The 16,750-nt window shown below is 72.9% G+C and carries 14 protein-coding genes and 2 pseudogenes; 8 read left to right on the forward strand and 8 right to left on the reverse strand.

Annotation, left to right across the window (positions count from 1 at the left end; genetic code table 11):
* Positions 1-443: 443 nt before the first annotated feature.
* Positions 444-2,519: a HEAT repeat domain-containing protein gene (locus tag ABZW30_RS35345; protein WP_355675343.1), complete on the reverse strand. Its 2,076-nt coding sequence runs from the start codon at positions 2,517-2,519 to the stop codon at positions 444-446.
* 81 nt (positions 2,520-2,600) lie between these two features.
* A complete protein-coding gene (locus ABZW30_RS35350) occupies positions 2,601-3,173 on the reverse strand; it encodes a helix-turn-helix domain-containing protein (RefSeq protein ID WP_355675344.1) in 573 nt (190 codons plus the stop codon).
* Between the two features lie 143 nt (positions 3,174-3,316).
* On the opposite strand from ABZW30_RS35350, the gene ABZW30_RS35355 reads away from it, so the two are divergent.
* The gene (locus ABZW30_RS35355) at positions 3,317-4,054 is read left to right on the forward strand and encodes an SDR family oxidoreductase (protein ID WP_355675345.1); all 738 of its coding nucleotides are present in this window, start codon (positions 3,317-3,319) and stop codon (positions 4,052-4,054) included.
* 58 nt (positions 4,055-4,112) lie between these two features.
* On the opposite strand, the gene ABZW30_RS35360 is transcribed toward ABZW30_RS35355, so the two are convergent.
* Positions 4,113-4,892: a class I SAM-dependent methyltransferase gene (locus ABZW30_RS35360; protein ID WP_355675346.1), complete on the reverse strand. Its 780-nt coding sequence runs from the start codon at positions 4,890-4,892 to the stop codon at positions 4,113-4,115.
* A gap of 248 nt (positions 4,893-5,140) precedes the next feature.
* On the opposite strand from ABZW30_RS35360, the gene ABZW30_RS35365 reads away from it, so the two are divergent.
* Complete coding sequence (locus ABZW30_RS35365; protein ID WP_355675347.1) at positions 5,141-5,851, forward strand: hypothetical protein; 711 nt, start codon at positions 5,141-5,143, stop codon at positions 5,849-5,851.
* Positions 5,852-5,863: 12 nt separating this feature from the next.
* Here ABZW30_RS35365 and ABZW30_RS35370 read toward each other — a convergent pair.
* Positions 5,864-6,373: pseudogene (locus ABZW30_RS35370) on the reverse strand (response regulator transcription factor); the annotation flags it as partial.
* Positions 6,374-6,402: 29 nt separating this feature from the next.
* Here ABZW30_RS35370 and ABZW30_RS35375 point away from each other — a divergent pair.
* Positions 6,403-7,601: pseudogene (locus tag ABZW30_RS35375) on the forward strand (transposase).
* A gap of 45 nt (positions 7,602-7,646) precedes the next feature.
* On the opposite strand, the gene ABZW30_RS35380 reads toward ABZW30_RS35375, so the two are convergent.
* The gene (locus tag ABZW30_RS35380) at positions 7,647-8,183 is read right to left on the reverse strand and encodes an N-acetyltransferase (RefSeq protein ID WP_355675348.1); all 537 of its coding nucleotides are present in this window, start codon (positions 8,181-8,183) and stop codon (positions 7,647-7,649) included.
* 4 nt (positions 8,184-8,187) lie between these two features.
* Positions 8,188-9,123 carry a methyltransferase domain-containing protein gene (locus tag ABZW30_RS35385; RefSeq protein ID WP_355675349.1) on the reverse strand — a complete coding sequence of 312 codons (936 nt, stop codon included), beginning with the start codon at positions 9,121-9,123 and terminating at the stop codon, positions 8,188-8,190.
* 439 nt (positions 9,124-9,562) lie between these two features.
* On the opposite strand from ABZW30_RS35385, the gene ABZW30_RS35390 reads away from it, so the two are divergent.
* The 5 genes from ABZW30_RS35390 (at position 9,563) to ABZW30_RS35410 (ending at position 14,159) form a co-directional block, all read left to right on the forward strand.
* Positions 9,563-11,221: an ATP-binding protein gene (locus ABZW30_RS35390; RefSeq protein WP_355675350.1), complete on the forward strand. Its 1,659-nt coding sequence runs from the start codon at positions 9,563-9,565 to the stop codon at positions 11,219-11,221.
* Between the two features lie 17 nt (positions 11,222-11,238).
* Positions 11,239-11,625 carry a roadblock/LC7 domain-containing protein gene (locus tag ABZW30_RS35395; RefSeq protein WP_355675351.1) on the forward strand — a complete coding sequence of 129 codons (387 nt, stop codon included), beginning with the start codon at positions 11,239-11,241 and terminating at the stop codon, positions 11,623-11,625.
* A 75-nt stretch (positions 11,626-11,700) separates the two neighbouring features.
* Positions 11,701-12,060, forward strand: a complete 360-nt coding sequence (locus ABZW30_RS35400) for a DUF742 domain-containing protein (protein ID WP_355675352.1) — start codon at positions 11,701-11,703, stop codon at positions 12,058-12,060.
* Complete coding sequence (locus tag ABZW30_RS35405) at positions 12,041-12,658, forward strand: ATP/GTP-binding protein (protein WP_355675353.1); 618 nt, start codon at positions 12,041-12,043, stop codon at positions 12,656-12,658. The genes ABZW30_RS35400 and ABZW30_RS35405 overlap by 20 nt, the downstream gene beginning before the upstream one ends.
* 40 nt (positions 12,659-12,698) lie before the next feature.
* Positions 12,699-14,159, forward strand: coding sequence for a cytochrome P450 (locus ABZW30_RS35410; RefSeq protein WP_355675354.1), 1,461 nt, complete (start codon positions 12,699-12,701; stop codon positions 14,157-14,159).
* A 72-nt stretch (positions 14,160-14,231) separates the two neighbouring features.
* On the opposite strand, the gene ABZW30_RS35415 is transcribed toward ABZW30_RS35410, so the two are convergent.
* Both ABZW30_RS35415 and ABZW30_RS35420 read right to left on the reverse strand, forming a co-directional pair.
* Positions 14,232-15,875, reverse strand: coding sequence for a metallophosphoesterase family protein (locus ABZW30_RS35415; protein WP_355675355.1), 1,644 nt, complete (start codon positions 15,873-15,875; stop codon positions 14,232-14,234).
* A 228-nt stretch (positions 15,876-16,103) separates the two neighbouring features.
* A complete protein-coding gene (locus ABZW30_RS35420) occupies positions 16,104-16,742 on the reverse strand; it encodes a DUF4360 domain-containing protein (protein WP_355675356.1) in 639 nt (212 codons plus the stop codon).
* Positions 16,743-16,750: the final 8 nt, after the last annotated feature.

The following is a 16,750-nucleotide window of genomic DNA, read 5'->3' on the forward strand; positions in this document are numbered from 1 at the left end:
CTGATCAGATCAGAGGCCCGGCTCAGGCCCGCAACTGACGATCCGGACGGCCAGGAGGGACGGCTGCGGGAGCGGCGGTACCGGAGGGCGTTCACCCGGTGGTCGATCGCGAACCCGGGGCCGAGCAGGCCTACCCGCTCGTAGGCCTCTTCGGTCCGTGGGTCGTCGCGGCGGGACCGTCGGCCGGGGTCCTCGCCGAGCAGCGCCTCGACCGGCGCCGGGGAACCCGAGGTCGACGGCCCGCGGCAACGGGGGCGTACCGTCCAGCAGTTCGACGTCCGCATCGGCGCCGCCCTGCGGGAGGGAGTGCACGGCGGTGGCGTCCCCGGCGGCGACGGCTTCGTTCAGCTCCATCGGCACACGCCGTCCAGGAGCGGGCCGGGGCGGCAATCGGTTGATCGATCGATGAGTCGACCGGTCAACGGCCCGCCCCGGCCCACCTCTCAGATGCCGGCCAGGACGGCGCGCAGTCGCTCGTCCTCGCGGATGATGCCGTTCGCGAGGCCGTAGCTCACGAGGCGCCGGTCCCCCTCCGCGAGTTCGGCGACGCGCAGCCGCTGGTGGGTGCTCAGCGCGGCGGCGCCGAGCGTCCGGAGGGCCTCGCAGGCGCCCTCGACGTCCGCCCCGGTCTCGGCGGAGTGGAGGGCCGCCTCGGCGAGTCGGTCGAGGTCGACGGTGTCCGGGTCGGCGACGTCCAGCAGGGCGAGGACGGCGGCGGGAGCCTTCTCCGGGTCGGCGAGCAGGTGTTCCAGGCGCGGGACCAGGGGTCGGGCGGCCGCTCCGAGGAGCCTGATCGCGCGGAGCGTGCGGACGACGGTCCAGCGGTACCAGAGCTGGTTGCCGGCCGTGCGGTCCAGGACGGAGGCGAGGATCGTGACGGCCTCCTCGGCGTCGCCGTCGATCCGCCAGAGGGCGGTGGCGATCGCGGTGTCGCCGTCCAGCTGCGGGGTGGTCGGCTCGGTGTCCTCACTGACCGCCGCGCGCAGGGCGGGGAGCAGTCCCGCGGCGACCGCGCCCAGGTCGGCGGCGGCCTGGACCGCCTCGACGAAGTCGCGTGGGACGGTCAGTCCCTCGGTGGCGGCGCGGAGCAGGACATCGGTCTCGCCGGTGAGGTTGTAGTGGGCGCGGGCCGCGAGGAACCCGGTGGCGGCCCGCAGTACGGTGCCGGCCCGCTCGCGATCGGCCTGCGGGCTGTCGGCGGCGACGGCCGCGATGGCGGAGGCCGCGTACGCGAAGCGGGGCAGTACGGCGTACAGCTCGGGCAGGGCGGCGGCGGCCTGGGGGCCCCACTGGCGCAGCAGGTGGACGAGGTCGGCGGTCTCGTTGTCGCCGAGCCCGTCGACGGTCAGCCGCTCCCGGACGGCGGCGAGCAGCGCCGGGTCGAAGGGGAAGGCGGGGGCGTGGAAGTCGCCCGCCGCGTCGAGCGCGCGCGGGCGGCGGTCGAGGTCCCGGGCCAGCGGCGGGGCGGCCTGCCGGGGCGCGACCCGGACGAGCACGGCCAGCGCCCGGTCGGCCGCCTCGTCGTCCGGCTGGGCGGCGAGTTCGGCGAGGAGCGGCGCGGCCTCGGCGGCGGCCGGGCCGAGCTTGATGAGGACGGTCTCCGCGAGGTTCTCGGCGGCGAGCGCGGCGATGGCCGGGGCCAGCCGCTGCGGGGCGCTGCGGGAGAGGTAGCAGGCGTGGTCGGCCGCCGAGATCGCCTCGGCCCGCACCTCGGGGCGTCCGTCGCCCAGGGCGGTGTCCAGCAGGGCGAAGGCGCTCTCGCGGTCGGCCTCGGTGTCGCGGCCCAGCAGGCTGTCGACGACGGTGTACAACCCCTGGCGGTTGTGCATGCCGTAGCGGTCGACGGTGAGTCCGCGCGCGGGCAGCAGGCCGAGGGCGGCGTCGTGGTGGGCGTCGGTCCACGGCTCCCCGGCGTCCAGGGTGACGTAGAGCGCGGCCAGTCGGAGCGGGGCGGGTGTGGACCCACCGAGCAGAGCTCGGGCCTCGGTAGCGGCGGCGGAGAGGTCCACCCGGCCGAGGGCGATGAGCAGTTCGGCCCGGACGCCGGGATCGGCCTCCGCCGTCCAGCGGCCCCGCAGGGCGGCGGGGGCGGCCTCGGTGTCCCGGGTGTGGCCGAGCGTCCAGGCGGCGAGCGACCGGACTTCCACCTCATCGTGCGCCAACATCGGTATCAGCAAAGGGATTTGGGCAGCCACGGCGGTCCGGACAGCGCCCGGCGTGATCTCCCACTCGTCGCCGCTCTCGGCCAGGCCGCCCAGCAGGCAGAGGATTTCCGCCGCCCCGTGCTCGGCGGCGGCGGCGATCCGGACGAGGTAGGGGACGGCGTCCACGCTGGCGGAGTACACCGTGCCCTGGTGGAGGATGCACGAGTACAGCTCGGAGATCGCCTCCTCGGCGTCGCCGCCGCCCTCGGCCAGGGCGCGCAGCAGGTCGGGCAGGTCCTCGGCGGGACCGTAGGCGTGCGAGACGGAGGCCCAGGGGTGGGCGTCGAGGCCGGCGAGGGCGTCAGCGAGATCCATGGGCGTGATCTTCGCAGCCGGTTCCGACAAGCCCCGTCAGCGGCCCGTCGTCAGGGACCCGAGATGTGCCGCAGACAGGCCTCACGGACGAACCGTGAGGCCGTCCAGGGTGAGGTCGAGCAGGCGCTCCGCTTGCTGTCGGTGTTCGGCGCCCGCCGAGGTGAGGGCGATGCCTTCGAGGGCGGCGCCGATGTCGGCGGGCCTGATGTCGGTACGGATCATCCCTGCCGCCGCGCACGCGTCCATGAGTGAGGTGATGGCGGCCTGGATCATTTCCCGGCTGTGACCGTAGGGGTTGCCCCCCGTCGCGGCGATGGCGCGCAGGGCGTCGATCATGCCGTACTTGGCGGTGACGTAGTCCAGGAAGAGGCGTGTCCACGCGCGCAGGGCTTCGTCAGGTGACTTCTGCGCGAGCAGGGCGGGGGCCGCGTCGCACAGTTGGGCCACCTCGTTGCGGTAGACCGCCTCGACCAGAGCCTCCCGGGTGGGGAAGTTGCGGTACAGGGTCGCGCTGCCCACGCCCGCGTCCTTGGCGATGCGCTCCATCTGGGCGTCCAGCCCCTGCGTCGTGAACACGCGCACGGCAGCGGCGAGGATCTTCTCCCTGTTGCGCCGTGCGTCGGCCCGCAACGGCCGGTGTGCTTCGTCGGCCATCGGTGCTCGCCGTCCCCTCTCAGGTGCCCTTCGGAGTTGCCAAACGGAGGCGCCCCCACTTAGCCTGAAACAACTGGGGGCGCCCCCGGTTTCACTCTAGGTCAACGCACTCGCGTGCGCACACCCAGGAAAGGCAGCTGATCATGTCGGGCATCCAGGGCAAGGTCATCGCGATCACAGGCGCCAGCAGCGGCATCGGTGAGGCGACGGCGACTTACCTCGCCGGAAAGGGCGCCCGGCTCGTGCTCGGCGCCCGCAGGGAGGACCGGCTGAACACGGTCGTGGACCGCATCACGGCCGCCGGCGGCACCGCCACCGGCGTCATCGTCGACGTCACGCGCCGCGAGGACCTCCAGCGCCTGACGGGCACGGCCGTCGACCGCTTCGGCCGGCTCGACGTCCTCGTCTCCAACGCGGGCACCATGGCCGTCTCGCCGTTCGACGACCTGCGCCAGGACGACTGGGACGCCATGGTCGCCACCCACATCACCGGCCTGCTCAACGGCATCGGGGCGGCCCTGCCCGTCTTCCGCCGGCAGCGGTCCGGCCACTTCGTCAACGTCGGCTCCACCGCGGCCTACGTCGTCAAGCCCCCGCAGGCCGTCTACGCGGCCACCAAGACGGCAGTGAAGGTGCTCACCGAGGGCCTGCGCCAGGAATCGGGGCCCGACCTGCGCGTCACCCTCGTCTCGCCCGGCTTCACCAACACCGAGGGCATAGGCAAGGGAGCCAGCCCCGAAGTCGCGGCCGCGATGACCCGGCAGCGCGACGAGATCGCCATGCCGCCCTCCGCCATCGCCTCCGCCATCGGTTACGCGATCGAGCAGCCCGACGGCGTCGACGTCAGCGAGATCGTCGTCCGGCCCACCGCGCAGGCCTGACGACGCCACGGGAGCCACCGGACGGCCTTGCCTCGCGCTCGGGTCGGACCCTGATGCCTCACAGCCGCCGGACGCGCAGCACGCCGGTCATCATCGGCAGGGTGAACTCACCGTGGGCGGTCTCCGGTCGACCCGCGAGGAACTCGCGGATCCGGCCCAGCGCGGCCTCCCGTTCCGGCTCCGGCATGACCAGCATGCCCGCACGCGTCCCGAGGGTCGCGACCAGGGAGTCTGCGGTGCGGCGCTGTCCGTGCGGGAACAGGGCCTGCTCCGGCGAGCCGAACCGGGCTGCCGCACCGTTCTTCGGAAGGTGGACGCCGGCCGTCTCGGCCCGCCAACTCGCGGGCGTGTCACGCGGACCGACGGCCGCGCTCCCGCTGACCCGCGCGAGCCCGGCGACCCACTCGACCTGGTCGTCCATGACGTTCCACAGGCCGGCCAGGACGCCGCCGGGGGCGAGCACCCTGGCGATCTCCGGTCCCGCGACGGCCATGTCGAACCAGTGCATGGCATTGCCGCTCAGCACGGCGTCGACGGAGGCGTCCGGCAGCGGGATCGCCTCGGCGCTGCCCGGCAGGGCGCGAACGGCCGGCAGCGAGCGGCGCAGCTCGGTCAGCATCGCCGGGTCGGGCTCGACGGCAATGACCTCGACGCCCATCGCGATCAGCGTGGCGGTCAGCTTTCCGGTTCCGGCACCGAGGTCGAGCACGCGCGGGCCGGGCGCGGGGTCGAGCGCCCAACGCACCGCGTCCTGCGCGTAGTCCGGACGGTGCTCCGCGTACGCGGCCGCCGCAGCTCCGAACGACGAGGCGTGAAGTAGCCGTTGATCGTTGTTCACACGGTCACGCTAGCGGCGCCGTTGACGGCCGGCCACCCCCTTCAGCACTTCGGTGACGGTCACCCGATGACGCGACCGCCCGCACGACGCGGCCCGGGCCGTAGCAGTCCGGTGACATGGAACGCTCAATTCCGTCAATTGTTCGTACTACCGTCGATTCTGCACGCCGCCCCATGGCTTCCCGGTCCCCGTCCGAGACGGAGCAGGCAACGCGCGCCCTCACCCGTACTTCGCTCAGGAGAACCCGCATGCCCCTCTCGACGACCCGCCGCACGACCGCTGTCCGCACCCTGGCCGGCACTGCCCTGACCGCCGCACTGCTGGTGCCCGCCGCGACGGCTTGCAGCTCCACATCCGACGCGCCCAAGAGCACCACATCAGCGGCCGCGCCCGCCACGACCACGCCGGCCACCACGCCGGCCACGCCCGACGCCCACGACACCACCGCCCCGGCCGCCACGCCCAGCGCGCACAACACCGCCGCACCCACCACAACGCCCGGCACCCACACCACCACCAAGCCGACGGCCACGACCAAGCCGGCGGCCACGCCCCACACCCAGACCCTGGTGGACGGCAGCACGACCGAGATCCGCGACCTCGGCGCCCAGCGCTTCCAAGCCAAGATCGTGAACCACGGTCAGGTCCTCGCCACGCTGGAGACGAACGGCACGGACACCGGGCTCGACGCCAACGACATGTTCGTCGTGCTCTCGATGGACGGAACGGTCCACTCCTGGATGGGCGGAGGGCACCAAGGACCGGGCACCTTCAAACTCGCGGGCGGCTGGACGGCCAAGGTCACGAAGGTCGGCGACCTCCGGTACCGCGCGGAGATCATCGGCCACGACGACGAGGTGGACGGCACGCTGGAGGCGGACCAGCACGACGCCGGCGGGGTCGCCAACGGCGTCTACCTCGTGCTCACCGCCGGCGGTGAGATCAGCGCGCACATGTGAACGCCTGTGCGCCTAGAGCCAGCCGCGCTCGTCCGCGACGCACAGGGCCTCGGTGCGGTTGCGGGTGCCGGTCTTGGCGATCGCGGAGGAGAAGTAGTTGCGGACCGTGCCCTCGGACAGGTAGAGCTTCCCGGCGATCTCGGTGACCCCCGCACCCGAGCGGGAGGCGTCGAGGACGTCGCGCTCGCGGGCGGTGAGCGGGGAGGCGCCGGCGGCGAGGGTGGCGGCGGCGAGTTCCGGGTCCACCACCCGCTCCCCGGCCGCGACCCGGCGGATGGCGTCGGCCAGCACCTCCGCCGGGGCGTCCTTGACCACGAAGCCGAGCGCGCCCGCCTCCATGGCGCGGCGCAGGTAGCCGGCGCGGCCGAAGGTGGTGAGGATGACGACCCGGCAGTCGGGGGCCTGTTGGGCGAGGACGGCGGCGGCCGCCAGGCCGTCCAGCCCGGGCATCTCGATGTCCAGCAGGGCGACGTCCGGGTGGTGCTCGCGGGCCGCGTCCGCGACCTGGTCGCCGCGTCCGACGGCGGGTCGACCGAAAGGGGGTGGACCGGATGATCCGCGCGTACAAGTTCCTCATTCGGCCCACCGTGGGCCAGGCACAGGCGCTCGCCGAGATGCTGCGCGACCACTGCTCCCTCTACAACGGGGCGTTGCAGGAGCGCCGTGATGCCTATCGGCACATATCGAAGACGACCGTCCGCTACGGTGACCAGTCCGCGCAGCTCAAGGAGATCCGGGCGTTCGACCCGGAGCGTCAGGGCCGCTGGTCGTTCTCCTCGCAGCAGGCCACCCTTCGTCGGCTGGACAAGGCGTTCGCGGCGTTCTTCCGGCGGGTCAAGTCCGGTGAGAAGCCGGGCTACCCGCGCTTTCGGGGCGTGAACTGGTTCGACACGGTGGAGTTCCCGAAGGACGGAGACGGCTGCCGCTGGAACTCCACCCCGCACGACCCCGTGACCCGCGTCCGTTTCCAGGGCGTAGGGCACGTCAAGGTCAACCAGCACCGGCCGGTGGTCGGCAGGGTCAAGACCGTCTCCGTCAAGCGTGAAGGACGCCGCTGGTATGTCGTGCTGACCACCGAGCAGGGCGAACCCGAGCCGCTGCCCGCCACCGGCTCCGTGGTCGGCATCGACATGGGGATAGCCGACTTCCTCGCCGACTCGGGCGGCGAGTTCGTTCCCAACCCCCGCCACGGCCGGAAGGCCGCCGCGAAGCTCGAAGCCGCCCAGCAGACCCTTGCCCGGTGCAAGCGGCGCGGCAGCCGCCGTCGCAAGGCCGTCCAGCGGGTCGCGGACCTGCATCGCAAGGTCCGCCGCCAAAGGCTCGATCACGCCCACAAGACCGCTCTCGGCCTGGTCCGTGCGCATGACTTCATCGCGCACGAAGACCTCCGGATCCGCACCATGGCCAAGGCCCCCGCGCCGAAGCCCGATCCGGACCGGCCGGGCACCTTCCTGCCCAACGGCGCGTCGGCGAAGGCCGGGCTCAACCGTTCGATATCGGATGCCGGTTGGGGGTGTTCCTAACGATCCTGCACGCCAAGGCTGAAAGCGCCGGACGGGAAGTGATCGCCGTGGACCCCCGCAACACCTCCCGGACCTGCCCCGCATGCGGGCACGCCTCGGCGGAGAACCGGCCCACGCAGGAGACCTTCCACTGCGTCAGCTGCGGTCACCCCGCGCACGCTGACACAGTGGGAGCGATCAACGTTCTACGGGCCGGGCTGGTCCGTCGCGACGCCCGGAAGGGATAGCGAGAAGCCCCCCGGCTTCAGCCGGGGGAGGAGTCACGACAATTGTCAGCCCCCGGCTCGGGTCACCTCGGGATCCAGCAGGCGCACCATGTGCAGCTTGGCGACCGCCTGTCCGTCGACCATGACGGCCCGCGGTTCCCGGCCCCACACCTCGAAGCCGCAGGAGGTGTAGAGCCGCAGCGCCGGTTCGTTGCCCTCCGAGACGGTCAGCAGCACCTGGCGCAGCTCGCCGTCCTCGACGGCCAGCCGCAGCACGTGCCGCACCAGGGCGCGGCCGATGCCCCGGCCACCGGCCGCGCGGGCCACCGCCATGCCGTACAGGGTGGCCTTGTGCCGCTCCTGGCCGCGCTGTTTCACTCGGAGTCCGGCGGTGCCGAGCAGCGTGCCGCCGCCGTCGAAGGCGCCGAGCAGGGCACCGGGCCCGTTCTCGGCCTCGGCCAGGCGCTGGAGCGTGGCGGCCATCGGCTTGGCGCGCTCCTCGGCGTAGCCGGAGGTGAAGGCAGTCGGGGTCTCCCGTAGGGCGGTGAGCCGGAAGGCCCGGTACGGTTCGGCGTCCGCGGGGCCGAGGCGACGGACGGTCACGGGCTCAGCCGAGGCGGACACGGGTGCACCTCGTCAGGTAGGGCATGGCGATCTCGTCCCGGCCGGCCAGGTCGGGGTGGGTGGCGAGCAGCTGCTCGACGTCGGCCAGCAGCCGTGCGCGCGCGGCCTCGGGCAGGGCGATGACGTAGCTGCGCGAGGCGACCATGTCGACGATCCCGGCCGGGGTGGTGGGGTGCTCCCAGCGGATCTCCAACCGCTCCGGCGGGCCGAACGGGGCCGGCAGGAGCGGCGCGCTGTCGATCTGCGGCCGGGAGCAGCGGTGCATCAGCGCGCCGAGTTCGGCGGCCCAGGGCTGGGACTCGTCCCGGAAGTTCCACACCAGGGCGAGGGTTCCGCCGGGGGCGAGCACCCGGGCGATCTCCGGTACCGCCGCCGCCTGGTCGAACCAGTGCCAGGCCTGGGCGACCACCACCGTGTCCACGCTGGCGTCCGGCAGCGGGATGCGCTCGGCCGAGCCGGCCCTCACGGCCGCCTTGGGCACTGCGGCGGCTAGTTGGGCGCGCATGTCCTCATCGGGTTCGACCGCGACCACGTCCAGGCCGGACTCGACCAGCAGCCGGGTCAACTTGCCCGTCCCGGCGCCGAGATCGAGCACCTTGCGGGCTTCGCGCGGCACCACGGAGCCGATGAGCGCCCGCGGATAGCCTGGGCGCCCGTGCTGGTAGGAGGCAGCGGCGACGCCGAAGGAGCGCGCCTGCAGCCGCCCGGCCCAGCGCCGGGTCGCGCCCTGGCGGGTCATGCCGCAGGCCCGGCCGATCTCCTCCCAGGTCGCCTCCCTGCCGCGCCGCAGCTCCTCGACCAGGCCGGTGCGCCGCTCCTCCAGCGCCGCGATCACCCCCGACAGCCGTCGTAGGCCGTCCAGTCCGCCCCCGTCGGCCACGTCATCCGCCACCCGCTGACCGAGATCGTCCGTGTTCATGGCTCCGCACTGTAGGGATCGGGCACGCAAACCGTCAACACTCATTGCTCATCAAGGCAACAGATGTTGCTTCACGCCGAGGACGGGCCCCGGGTCCCCCACACGGGTGACGGCGAGCGATCGGGAGTGACCCTTAGCACGAACTCACCGACGCGCGCGGCGACTTGGGCCGGAAACCCTTCACATGAGCGAATCCCGGCCGGGTTGCCGGTGCGGGCGCGCCGAGGCGAGAAGCCTGGTGGCCGGGCAGTGGCCGACCCGGACTGCGACAGGCGTGCGAGATGTCTGACATGACCGACAAGTTGCCACAAGTCGGTTGATAGACAGTATTTTTGAGTTTCGGTCAGACTTGTCCTGAACTTGGCTATGCTGCAGCATCACGCCTCCGGAGCCGGTCGTCGCCCGTCCCCGTACTGTTCCGATCGTTTGAGGATGCCGAATGCTTCGAGCTGGATCGTCACCCACCAGACGGCGCCCCGCGCCTCTGCTCGGCTGGCTGCTGCCCACCGCCGTCATGGCGGCCGCGGTGGGGGTCGCCGCGGTGGTGGTGTCCGTCGGAGCCCGGGCCGAGGTGCTGTGGTGCGGGGCCACCGCCACCGTCCTGGTGGCCGTGGTGACCGCCGAGTCCGCCCGCCGGGGGCGGGCCCTCGCCGAACTGCGCAACGAACACACCCGCCGGGTGGACGAGTTGCAGCGCAAGCTGGCCGGGCAGGACGACGAGATCGAGCGGCTGGCCGCGGGCGAGCTGCGCAGGCTGGTCGGCGGCGCCCGCTACGGCTCCTCGATCGACGTACTGCTCAAGCCCTTCCAGCGGCCGGACGCACCGCTCTCCCGGAAGTTCCGCGAGTCGCTGGAGACGGTGGTACGCGGCATCGCCCAGGCCGTCGACGACGAGGTCAGCCGGCGCGACTCCGCCGAGCGCGCCTTCGTCAACCTCGCCCGCCGGGTCCAGGCGATCATCCACCGGCAGGCCAAGGACCTGCGGGAGATGGAGGACCGGCACGGCAACGACCCGGCGGTCTTCGACGACCTGCTGCGCCTGGACCACGGCAACGCCCTGGTCGGCCGCCTCGCCGACTCCATCGCCGTGCTCTCCGGAGCCCGGCCCGGCCGCCAGTGGACCCGGCCGATCGCGCTCTACAGCGTGCTGCGCGGCGGCATGTCCCGGATCCTGGAGTACCAGCGGGTCGACCTGCACCCGGTCGCCCAGATCTCGGTGACCGGCCCGGCCGTCGAACCGCTGATCCACGCGGTGGCCGAGCTGCTGGACAACGCCACCCGCTACTCCCCGCCGCACACCCACGTCCATCTGAGCGCCTCCGAGGTGCAGAGCGGGATAGCGATCGAGGTCGAGGACGGCGGCCTCGGGCTCACCGACGAGGCCCGTGTCCGCGCCGAGCGCTCGATGCGCGAGGCCATGGTCTCCAAGGACTTCGACGACCTGACCGAGTCGCCCCGGCTGGGCTTCGCCATCCTCGGCCGGCTCTGCCAGGCGTACGGCTTCCAGGTGTCGCTGCGCCGCTCCGCGTACGGCGGCGTGCGCGCGGTGCTGGTCGTACCGCAGGAACTGCTCACCACCGCTCCCCCGACCGGGCGGGCGCACGGCATCGGCGCCTTCTCCGGCCCGCGCCCGCTCCCGCCGAACCCGCCCCGACACGCAGCCCCCTCCCGGCCCTGGGGCGCCCGGACCGCCCCGGACGCCGGGCCGTCCGCCGGGGTCGGACCGTCCTACGGCTCGACCAACCCGTGGGGGTCCCCCACCCCGGGGCCCGGGGAGGACGAGGTGATCGTCACCGAGCGGACGGCCAACGGCCTGCCGCAGCGCCGACGCCACCGGCCGACCGGACGGGCCGCCTTCGCCACGCCCCCGCGCGCCACGGCGCAGCCCAGCGGTACGAGCGCGCAGCCCAGTGGCCCCACCGCGGGCCCGGCAGCGGGCCCGGCCGCACCGGCGCCCCGTCCGGCCAAGAAGGAGCCCGGCCTGTGGCTGGAGGCCTTCATGGACGGCTACAAGGGCACCGGCCCGTCGGCGAGTTCGGGCGGACGGACCAGTGCCGGACAGACCAGTGAAGAGACGGCAGGGAAAGGCGAGCAGTGATTCCGCACCGCAGCAACATGGACTGGATCCTCAACGACCTCGCACACAGCGTCCCGTACGTGCGCCACGTCATCGTGCTGTCCGCCGACGGTCTGCGGATCGCCCAGTACGGCGCCGACCCGGACACCGCCGACCGCCTCGCCGCCGCCTGCGCCGGGCTGCAGAGCCTGGCCGCCGCGGTCGGGCACGAGTTCCCGCACGGCAACGGCTCGATGCGGCTGGTCGTCATCGAGGTCGACGGCGGCTACTTCTACCTGATGTCGGCCGGCGACCGCGCCTACCTCGCGGTGCTCGCCGACGAGGGTGTGGACGCCGGGCTGGTGAGCCACCAGATGCGCGACCTGGTGGCCCGGATCGGCGAGCACCTGTCCACGCCGCCGCGCAACCCCGAGGCGGTCGCGTGAACCGGCCGGTGAGAACAGGCCCTCACCCGCACGGCGCCCGGGCGGGCACATGAACGAGCACAGTGAGGCAGTGACATGACGGCCGACCAGGGCGGCTGGGACGGACCCGAGCCCGATCGCCTGTACGTGATCACGCGGGGCCGCAGCGGCCCCTCCGGGCCGGGCGTCTTCGACCTGGTCACCCTGATCGTCTCCCGCGCGGAGCCGACGCCCGCCATGCAGCCCGAGCACGCGGCCATCCTGCGGCTGTGCCGCTCCCCGCTCTCGGTGGCGGAGGTCTCCGCCTACCTCGAACTGCCCACGAGCGTGGTCATCGTCCTGCTGGCGGACCTGCTCGACGACGGGCACATCGAGGCCCGCGCCGCGATCCCGGCGGCGGAACTCCCCGACCGTGCCCTGTTGGAGGCGGTGATCCATGGACTTCAGCGGCTCTGACACGGTCGTCGGCCCGGCGAGCGCGGACCTGCTGCCCGACAGTGTCACCACGGCGGTCAAGGTCGTGATCGTCGGCGGCTTCGGTGTGGGCAAGACCACGCTGGTGGGCTCGGTCAGCGAGATCCGCCCGCTCACCACCGAGGAGACCATGACCCAGGCCGGGGTCGGCGTGGACGACCCGACCGGGGTCGAACGCAAGACCTCGACCACGGTGGCCATGGACTTCGGCCGGATCAGCATCAGTGACAAGCTCGTGCTGTACGTCTTCGGCACCCCCGGCCAGGAACGGTTCTGGTTCCTCTGGAACGGCCTGTTCGAGGGGGCGCTCGGCGCCGTGGTGCTGGTCGACACCCGTCGGCTGGAGGTCAGCTTCGAAGTGATCGGGCGGTTGGAGGATCGCGGCGTGCCCTTCGTGGTGGCCGTCAACGGCTTCCCGGAGGCGCCGAGTTACGCGCTCGACGAGCTGCGCCAGGCGCTCGACCTGCCGGCCGAGGTGCCGATCGTCGCCTGCGACGCGCGCAGCCGCGAGTCCAGCCGGGACACCCTGATGGCGTTGATGCACTACCTGCACGAACTCGCCGCCCCGCCCGTCCGCTGACTCCCCCGACTTCCTTCCGTACCTCGTGACCGGAGAATCCGTGACCACCCCGTTCCCCGACGACGCCGCCCACGTCCCACCGCCCGGCTGCCCGGCCCACGGGCGGGGCATCGAGCCGATCGGCCCCGGCGGCCTGCGTCGCCTGTACGGCCCGGAGGCCGAGGCCGACCCGGCGGGCCTGTACGAGAAGCTGCGCGCCGAGTACGGCGAGGTGGCGCCGGTGCTGCTGCACGGCGACCACCGGGCCTGGCTGATCCTCGGCCACGGCGCCAACATCACCGCGCTGCGCACCCCCTTGCTGTTCTCCCGCGACTCCCGGCTCTGGAGCGCCTTCCGCAAGGGCGAGGTCCCGGTGGACTCCCCGCTGCTACCGGTGATCGCCTGGCAGCCGATCTGCGTGTTCGCGGACGGCGAGGAGCACCGGCGGCTGCGCGGCGCCGTGCTGGACGGCCTGAACGGCTTCGACCGGCGCGGTGTCCGCCGCCACGTCCGGCGCTTCACCACCGACCTGGTCCAGGCGGTCGGCACGACCGGCCGGGCCGAGCTGATCTCCCAGTTCGCCGAGCACCTGCCGATGCTGGTCATGACCAAGCTGATCGGCATGCCGGACGAGTACGGTCCGCAACTGGTGGACGCCGCCCGGGACCTGGTGAAGGGCACCGAGACGGCGATCGCCAGCAACGAGTACGTGGTGGCGAGCCTGCGCCGGACCATCGCGGTCAAGCGCGACCACCCCGGCGACGACCTGACCAGCCGTCTGCTGGCGCACCCGGCCGGGCTGACCGACGACGAGGTGATGGAGCACCTGCGGGTGGTGCTGCTGGCGGCCAACGAGACGACCGTCAACCTGATCGCCGACTCGCTGAAGATGGTGCTCACCGACCCGCGCTTCCGCGCCCACCTGTCCGGTGGCCAGATGACCCTGGGCGAGGCGCTGGACCAGGTACTCTGGGACTCCCCGCCGATGTCGCTGGTGGCCGGGCGCTGCGCCACGGCCGACACCGAGCTCGGCGGGCAGCAGATCAAGGCCGGGGACTTCCTGCTGCTCGGCCTCGCGGCGGGCAACGTCGACCCGGTGGTCCGGCCCGACCTGACCACCCCGCTGTACGGCAACCGCTCGCACCTGTCCTTCGGCGCCGGGCCGCACGAGTGCCCCGGACAGGACATCGGGCGGCACATCGCCGAGGCCGGCATCGACATCCTGCTCACCCTGCTGCCGGACCTCCGACTGGCCGTCCCCGAGGAGGAGTTGACCTGGAGCTCGGCCTGGATCTCCCGCCATCTGACGGCGCTGCCGGTGGAGTTCACCCCGCGCGAGATCGAGCCGGACCCGGAGTCGGTGGCGGAGGCCGAGCTGGCAGCCGAGGAGCGGGCGGCCCGCGCGGCGGAGGCGCTCCAGGCCGCCCAGCGGGCGGCGGCTCCGTCGGCTGCGCCGGCGGCGGCCGTTCCGGCGCAGCGGCGCAGCTGGTGGGACGTACTGACCGGCCTCTTCCGGCGTTGAACCCGGCCGGGGCGGGTGCCCGGCGCTGAGCCCGGGGCGGGCGAGGGTTGACCACCTCCGCCCGCCCCGGGCTCAGTCGTCGCCCCCGCCGTCGCCGTCGGTGCGGCGGCGGTGCAGGGTGAAGGTGTCCACCGGGGTGAGGTCCCCGTGCGGGCCGTCGAAGGTGTAGTAGGTGACCCGCATCGTGGTGGTGCCGCCGCGCCGGTCGCCGGGGTCGACCTCGAAGGCGGCGAAACCGTGGGTGTGGGTGCGGTCCTGGTAGGCGGCCCAGGGGGCGTCCTCGGTGAGCCAGACCGATTCCCGGTACGGGGCGCCCGGGGCCGGCTTGTCCTCCAGGCCGATCACCACCCGGCCCTGGGGGCGCTCGAACAGGTCGTCCTGGGTGGTGGCGGCGTTGCCGCCGGCGCCGATGACCATGTGGACGGTGCCGCGGCCGGTGTCGGCGAGGTGCGGGTCGGTGCCGGTGGGAACCGGGGTGCGGGTGTCGTTGGGCAGGGTCCCGCGAACGGGGTGGGAGCGTTCGTAGTAGTGCTCGTGGCCGCTGACCACGAGGTCGACCCCATAGGCGTCGAACAGCGGGCCCCAGGCCTCGCGTATGCCGAGGTCGCTGCCGGAACCGTGCTTGGAGCTGGAGATCATCGGGTGGTGCATGCAGACCACGATCCAGTCGATCGCCCGGTCGCTCCGCGCCGTGCGCAACTCCCGCTCCAGCCAGCGCTGCTGGGCGCCGCCCGAGTAGCCGCGCAGATAGGTCTCGCCGGAGTTCTGGATGGCCACGTCGTCGTTGGCGAGGCTGATGAAGCGCACCGAGCCGACCGTGAAGGCGTACCACATGCCCCGGGTCCGCTCGTCGCGGTCGGCGGTGGAGTCGGGCAGGTCGAAGTAGGTCTGGTAGCCGAGGGCGCCGATCGGGCCGTTGCCGCTCTCGTTCTCGTGGTTCCCGGCGCAGGGCATCCACGGGCGCAGTCGGGTCGAGCGGCTGTTGTTGATGAACCAGTCGGCCCAGGTGGCGGTGCGGCTCTGGCCGTGGCGGCCGCTGTAGGAGGCGTAGCAGAGGTCGCCGTTGACCAGGTTGAACAGCGGGCCGACCCGTTCGACGGCGGCGACGATGTCGGCTGCGTGCGGGGAGCCGATCTGGCTGCTCGTGTACACCGGGTACTTGCCGAGCGGCGAGGGCATGCCGTCGGGGAAGACGACTTGGCGGCGGAGGTTGGGGGTGGCCTGGTCGCCGAAGCTGGTGAAGGTGAAGGGGGCGCGGCCGCGCGGGGCGGTGGTGAAGCTTCCGGTCTCGGGGCTCGCGCCGTCGTGGCCCGCGGTGTACAGGTAGGTGGTCGTCGGGCGCAGACCGGTGAGCCGGGCGTGGTGGACGTACACCTCGTCCTTGCCGAGGGCGTCCCGGTAGGTGCGGGTCTCGGCCTCGACGACCCTGCCGTGGCCGCCGCCGGGCGAGCCGAGTCGGACCTGCGGACGGCGGACGGACTGCGGGGTGATCCAGGAGACGGTCATCTCGGTGGCCGGGTCGGTGCCGAACTGCAGGTGCGTGCCGCTCACGCCGGTGGCCCCGATCCGGTGCGGGGTGGCCTGCAGCAGCGGACTCGCGGGTCCGTCGTCCGGTGCGTCGACGGCCGCGGCCGGCTGGGCGGCGGCTCCGCCCGCGACCAGGGAGGCGCCGGCCGCCGACGTGCCCTTGAGGATGGACCTGCGTGCGATCGTCATGGCACTCCGTCTGCCGAGTGGGGGTTCGGGACCCGCAGCACTGTAGCGACATGAGCATGCAAAGGTGATCGGTTTTCTGACGGGCGCTCATGTCGCGCACGCGCACGGGCGAGTGGGACGGCAGCGCCCCGCCGACGGACACGCCCCGACCCCGGCGGCCGGGGCTCCGCCGGGGCCGGGGCGGGCCCAGTGATCAGGGGTCAAGGGTCAGGGGTCGGAGGTCAGGGGTCAGGGGCAGTGCTTCCAGGCGAGGTGGTAGACGGTGTTGATGCTGCCGTCCGTCGAGTCCATCGTCATGAAGCTGGTGGTGTGGGCCGGGTCCGAGGTGCCGGCGCCGACGCGCAGTTCGGTGTTGACGTTGAAGTTGCGCTCCTCTCCGCAGGGGGCGAAGACCAGGGCGGCGACGTCGACGGTGTCGGTGGCCTGCCAGTTGTCGTCGGACGGACCGTTGAAGCGGTGGTTCTGGTAGGCGGTCTCCGGCTGGCCCTGGAAGTAGTAGCTGGCCCGCTCGACGCCGGTGGCCCCGCTCTCCAGGTGGGCGAAGCCGCGGTAGTCGGCGGAGGCGATGGCGTAGGTGAAGCCCTGGGGGACGTGCACGCGCAGGTTGAGCTGACAGTTCTTGCGGAAGTCGGTCGGCTTGGAGCCCACTCCCACCTGGGCGAGGTAGCTGCTGTAGGTCACGGTGAAGGCGGTGTTGTCCGGCGACACGGCCACCGCGGCCGTGCCCGCCGGACACCCGGAGCCGTTGACCGTCGCGACGTCGATGACGATCCGGTCCGGCGGGGTCGGGAGCGAGTCGCCGCCGAAGGCCGAGGTGCCGACCAGCGAGACGGTGACGGCGGTCGCGACGGCCAGTGTGCGGAGCATGGGCTTCC

The organism is Kitasatospora sp. NPDC004669 (genome assembly GCF_040609455.1).
In the GTDB taxonomy this organism is placed as follows: domain Bacteria; phylum Actinomycetota; class Actinomycetes; order Streptomycetales; family Streptomycetaceae; genus Kitasatospora.

Coding starts and splice junctions, on each gene's coding strand:
- ABZW30_RS35345 (WP_355675343.1), bottom strand. CDS start 2,519: ATGGATCTCGCTGACGCCCTCGCCGGCCTCGACGCCCACCCCTGGGCC.
- ABZW30_RS35350 (WP_355675344.1), bottom strand. CDS start 3,173: ATGGCCGACGAAGCACACCGGCCGTTGCGGGCCGACGCACGGCGCAAC.
- ABZW30_RS35355 (WP_355675345.1), top strand. CDS start 3,317: ATGTCGGGCATCCAGGGCAAGGTCATCGCGATCACAGGCGCCAGCAGC.
- ABZW30_RS35365 (WP_355675347.1), top strand. CDS start 5,141: ATGCCCCTCTCGACGACCCGCCGCACGACCGCTGTCCGCACCCTGGCC.
- ABZW30_RS35385 (WP_355675349.1), bottom strand. CDS start 9,123: ATGAACACGGACGATCTCGGTCAGCGGGTGGCGGATGACGTGGCCGAC.
- ABZW30_RS35390 (WP_355675350.1), top strand. CDS start 9,563: ATGCTTCGAGCTGGATCGTCACCCACCAGACGGCGCCCCGCGCCTCTG.
- ABZW30_RS35395 (WP_355675351.1), top strand. CDS start 11,239: ATGGACTGGATCCTCAACGACCTCGCACACAGCGTCCCGTACGTGCGC.
- ABZW30_RS35400 (WP_355675352.1), top strand. CDS start 11,701: ATGACGGCCGACCAGGGCGGCTGGGACGGACCCGAGCCCGATCGCCTG.
- ABZW30_RS35405 (WP_355675353.1), top strand. CDS start 12,041: ATGGACTTCAGCGGCTCTGACACGGTCGTCGGCCCGGCGAGCGCGGAC.
- ABZW30_RS35415 (WP_355675355.1), bottom strand. CDS start 15,875: ATGACGATCGCACGCAGGTCCATCCTCAAGGGCACGTCGGCGGCCGGC.
- ABZW30_RS35420 (WP_355675356.1), bottom strand. CDS start 16,742: ATGCTCCGCACACTGGCCGTCGCGACCGCCGTCACCGTCTCGCTGGTC.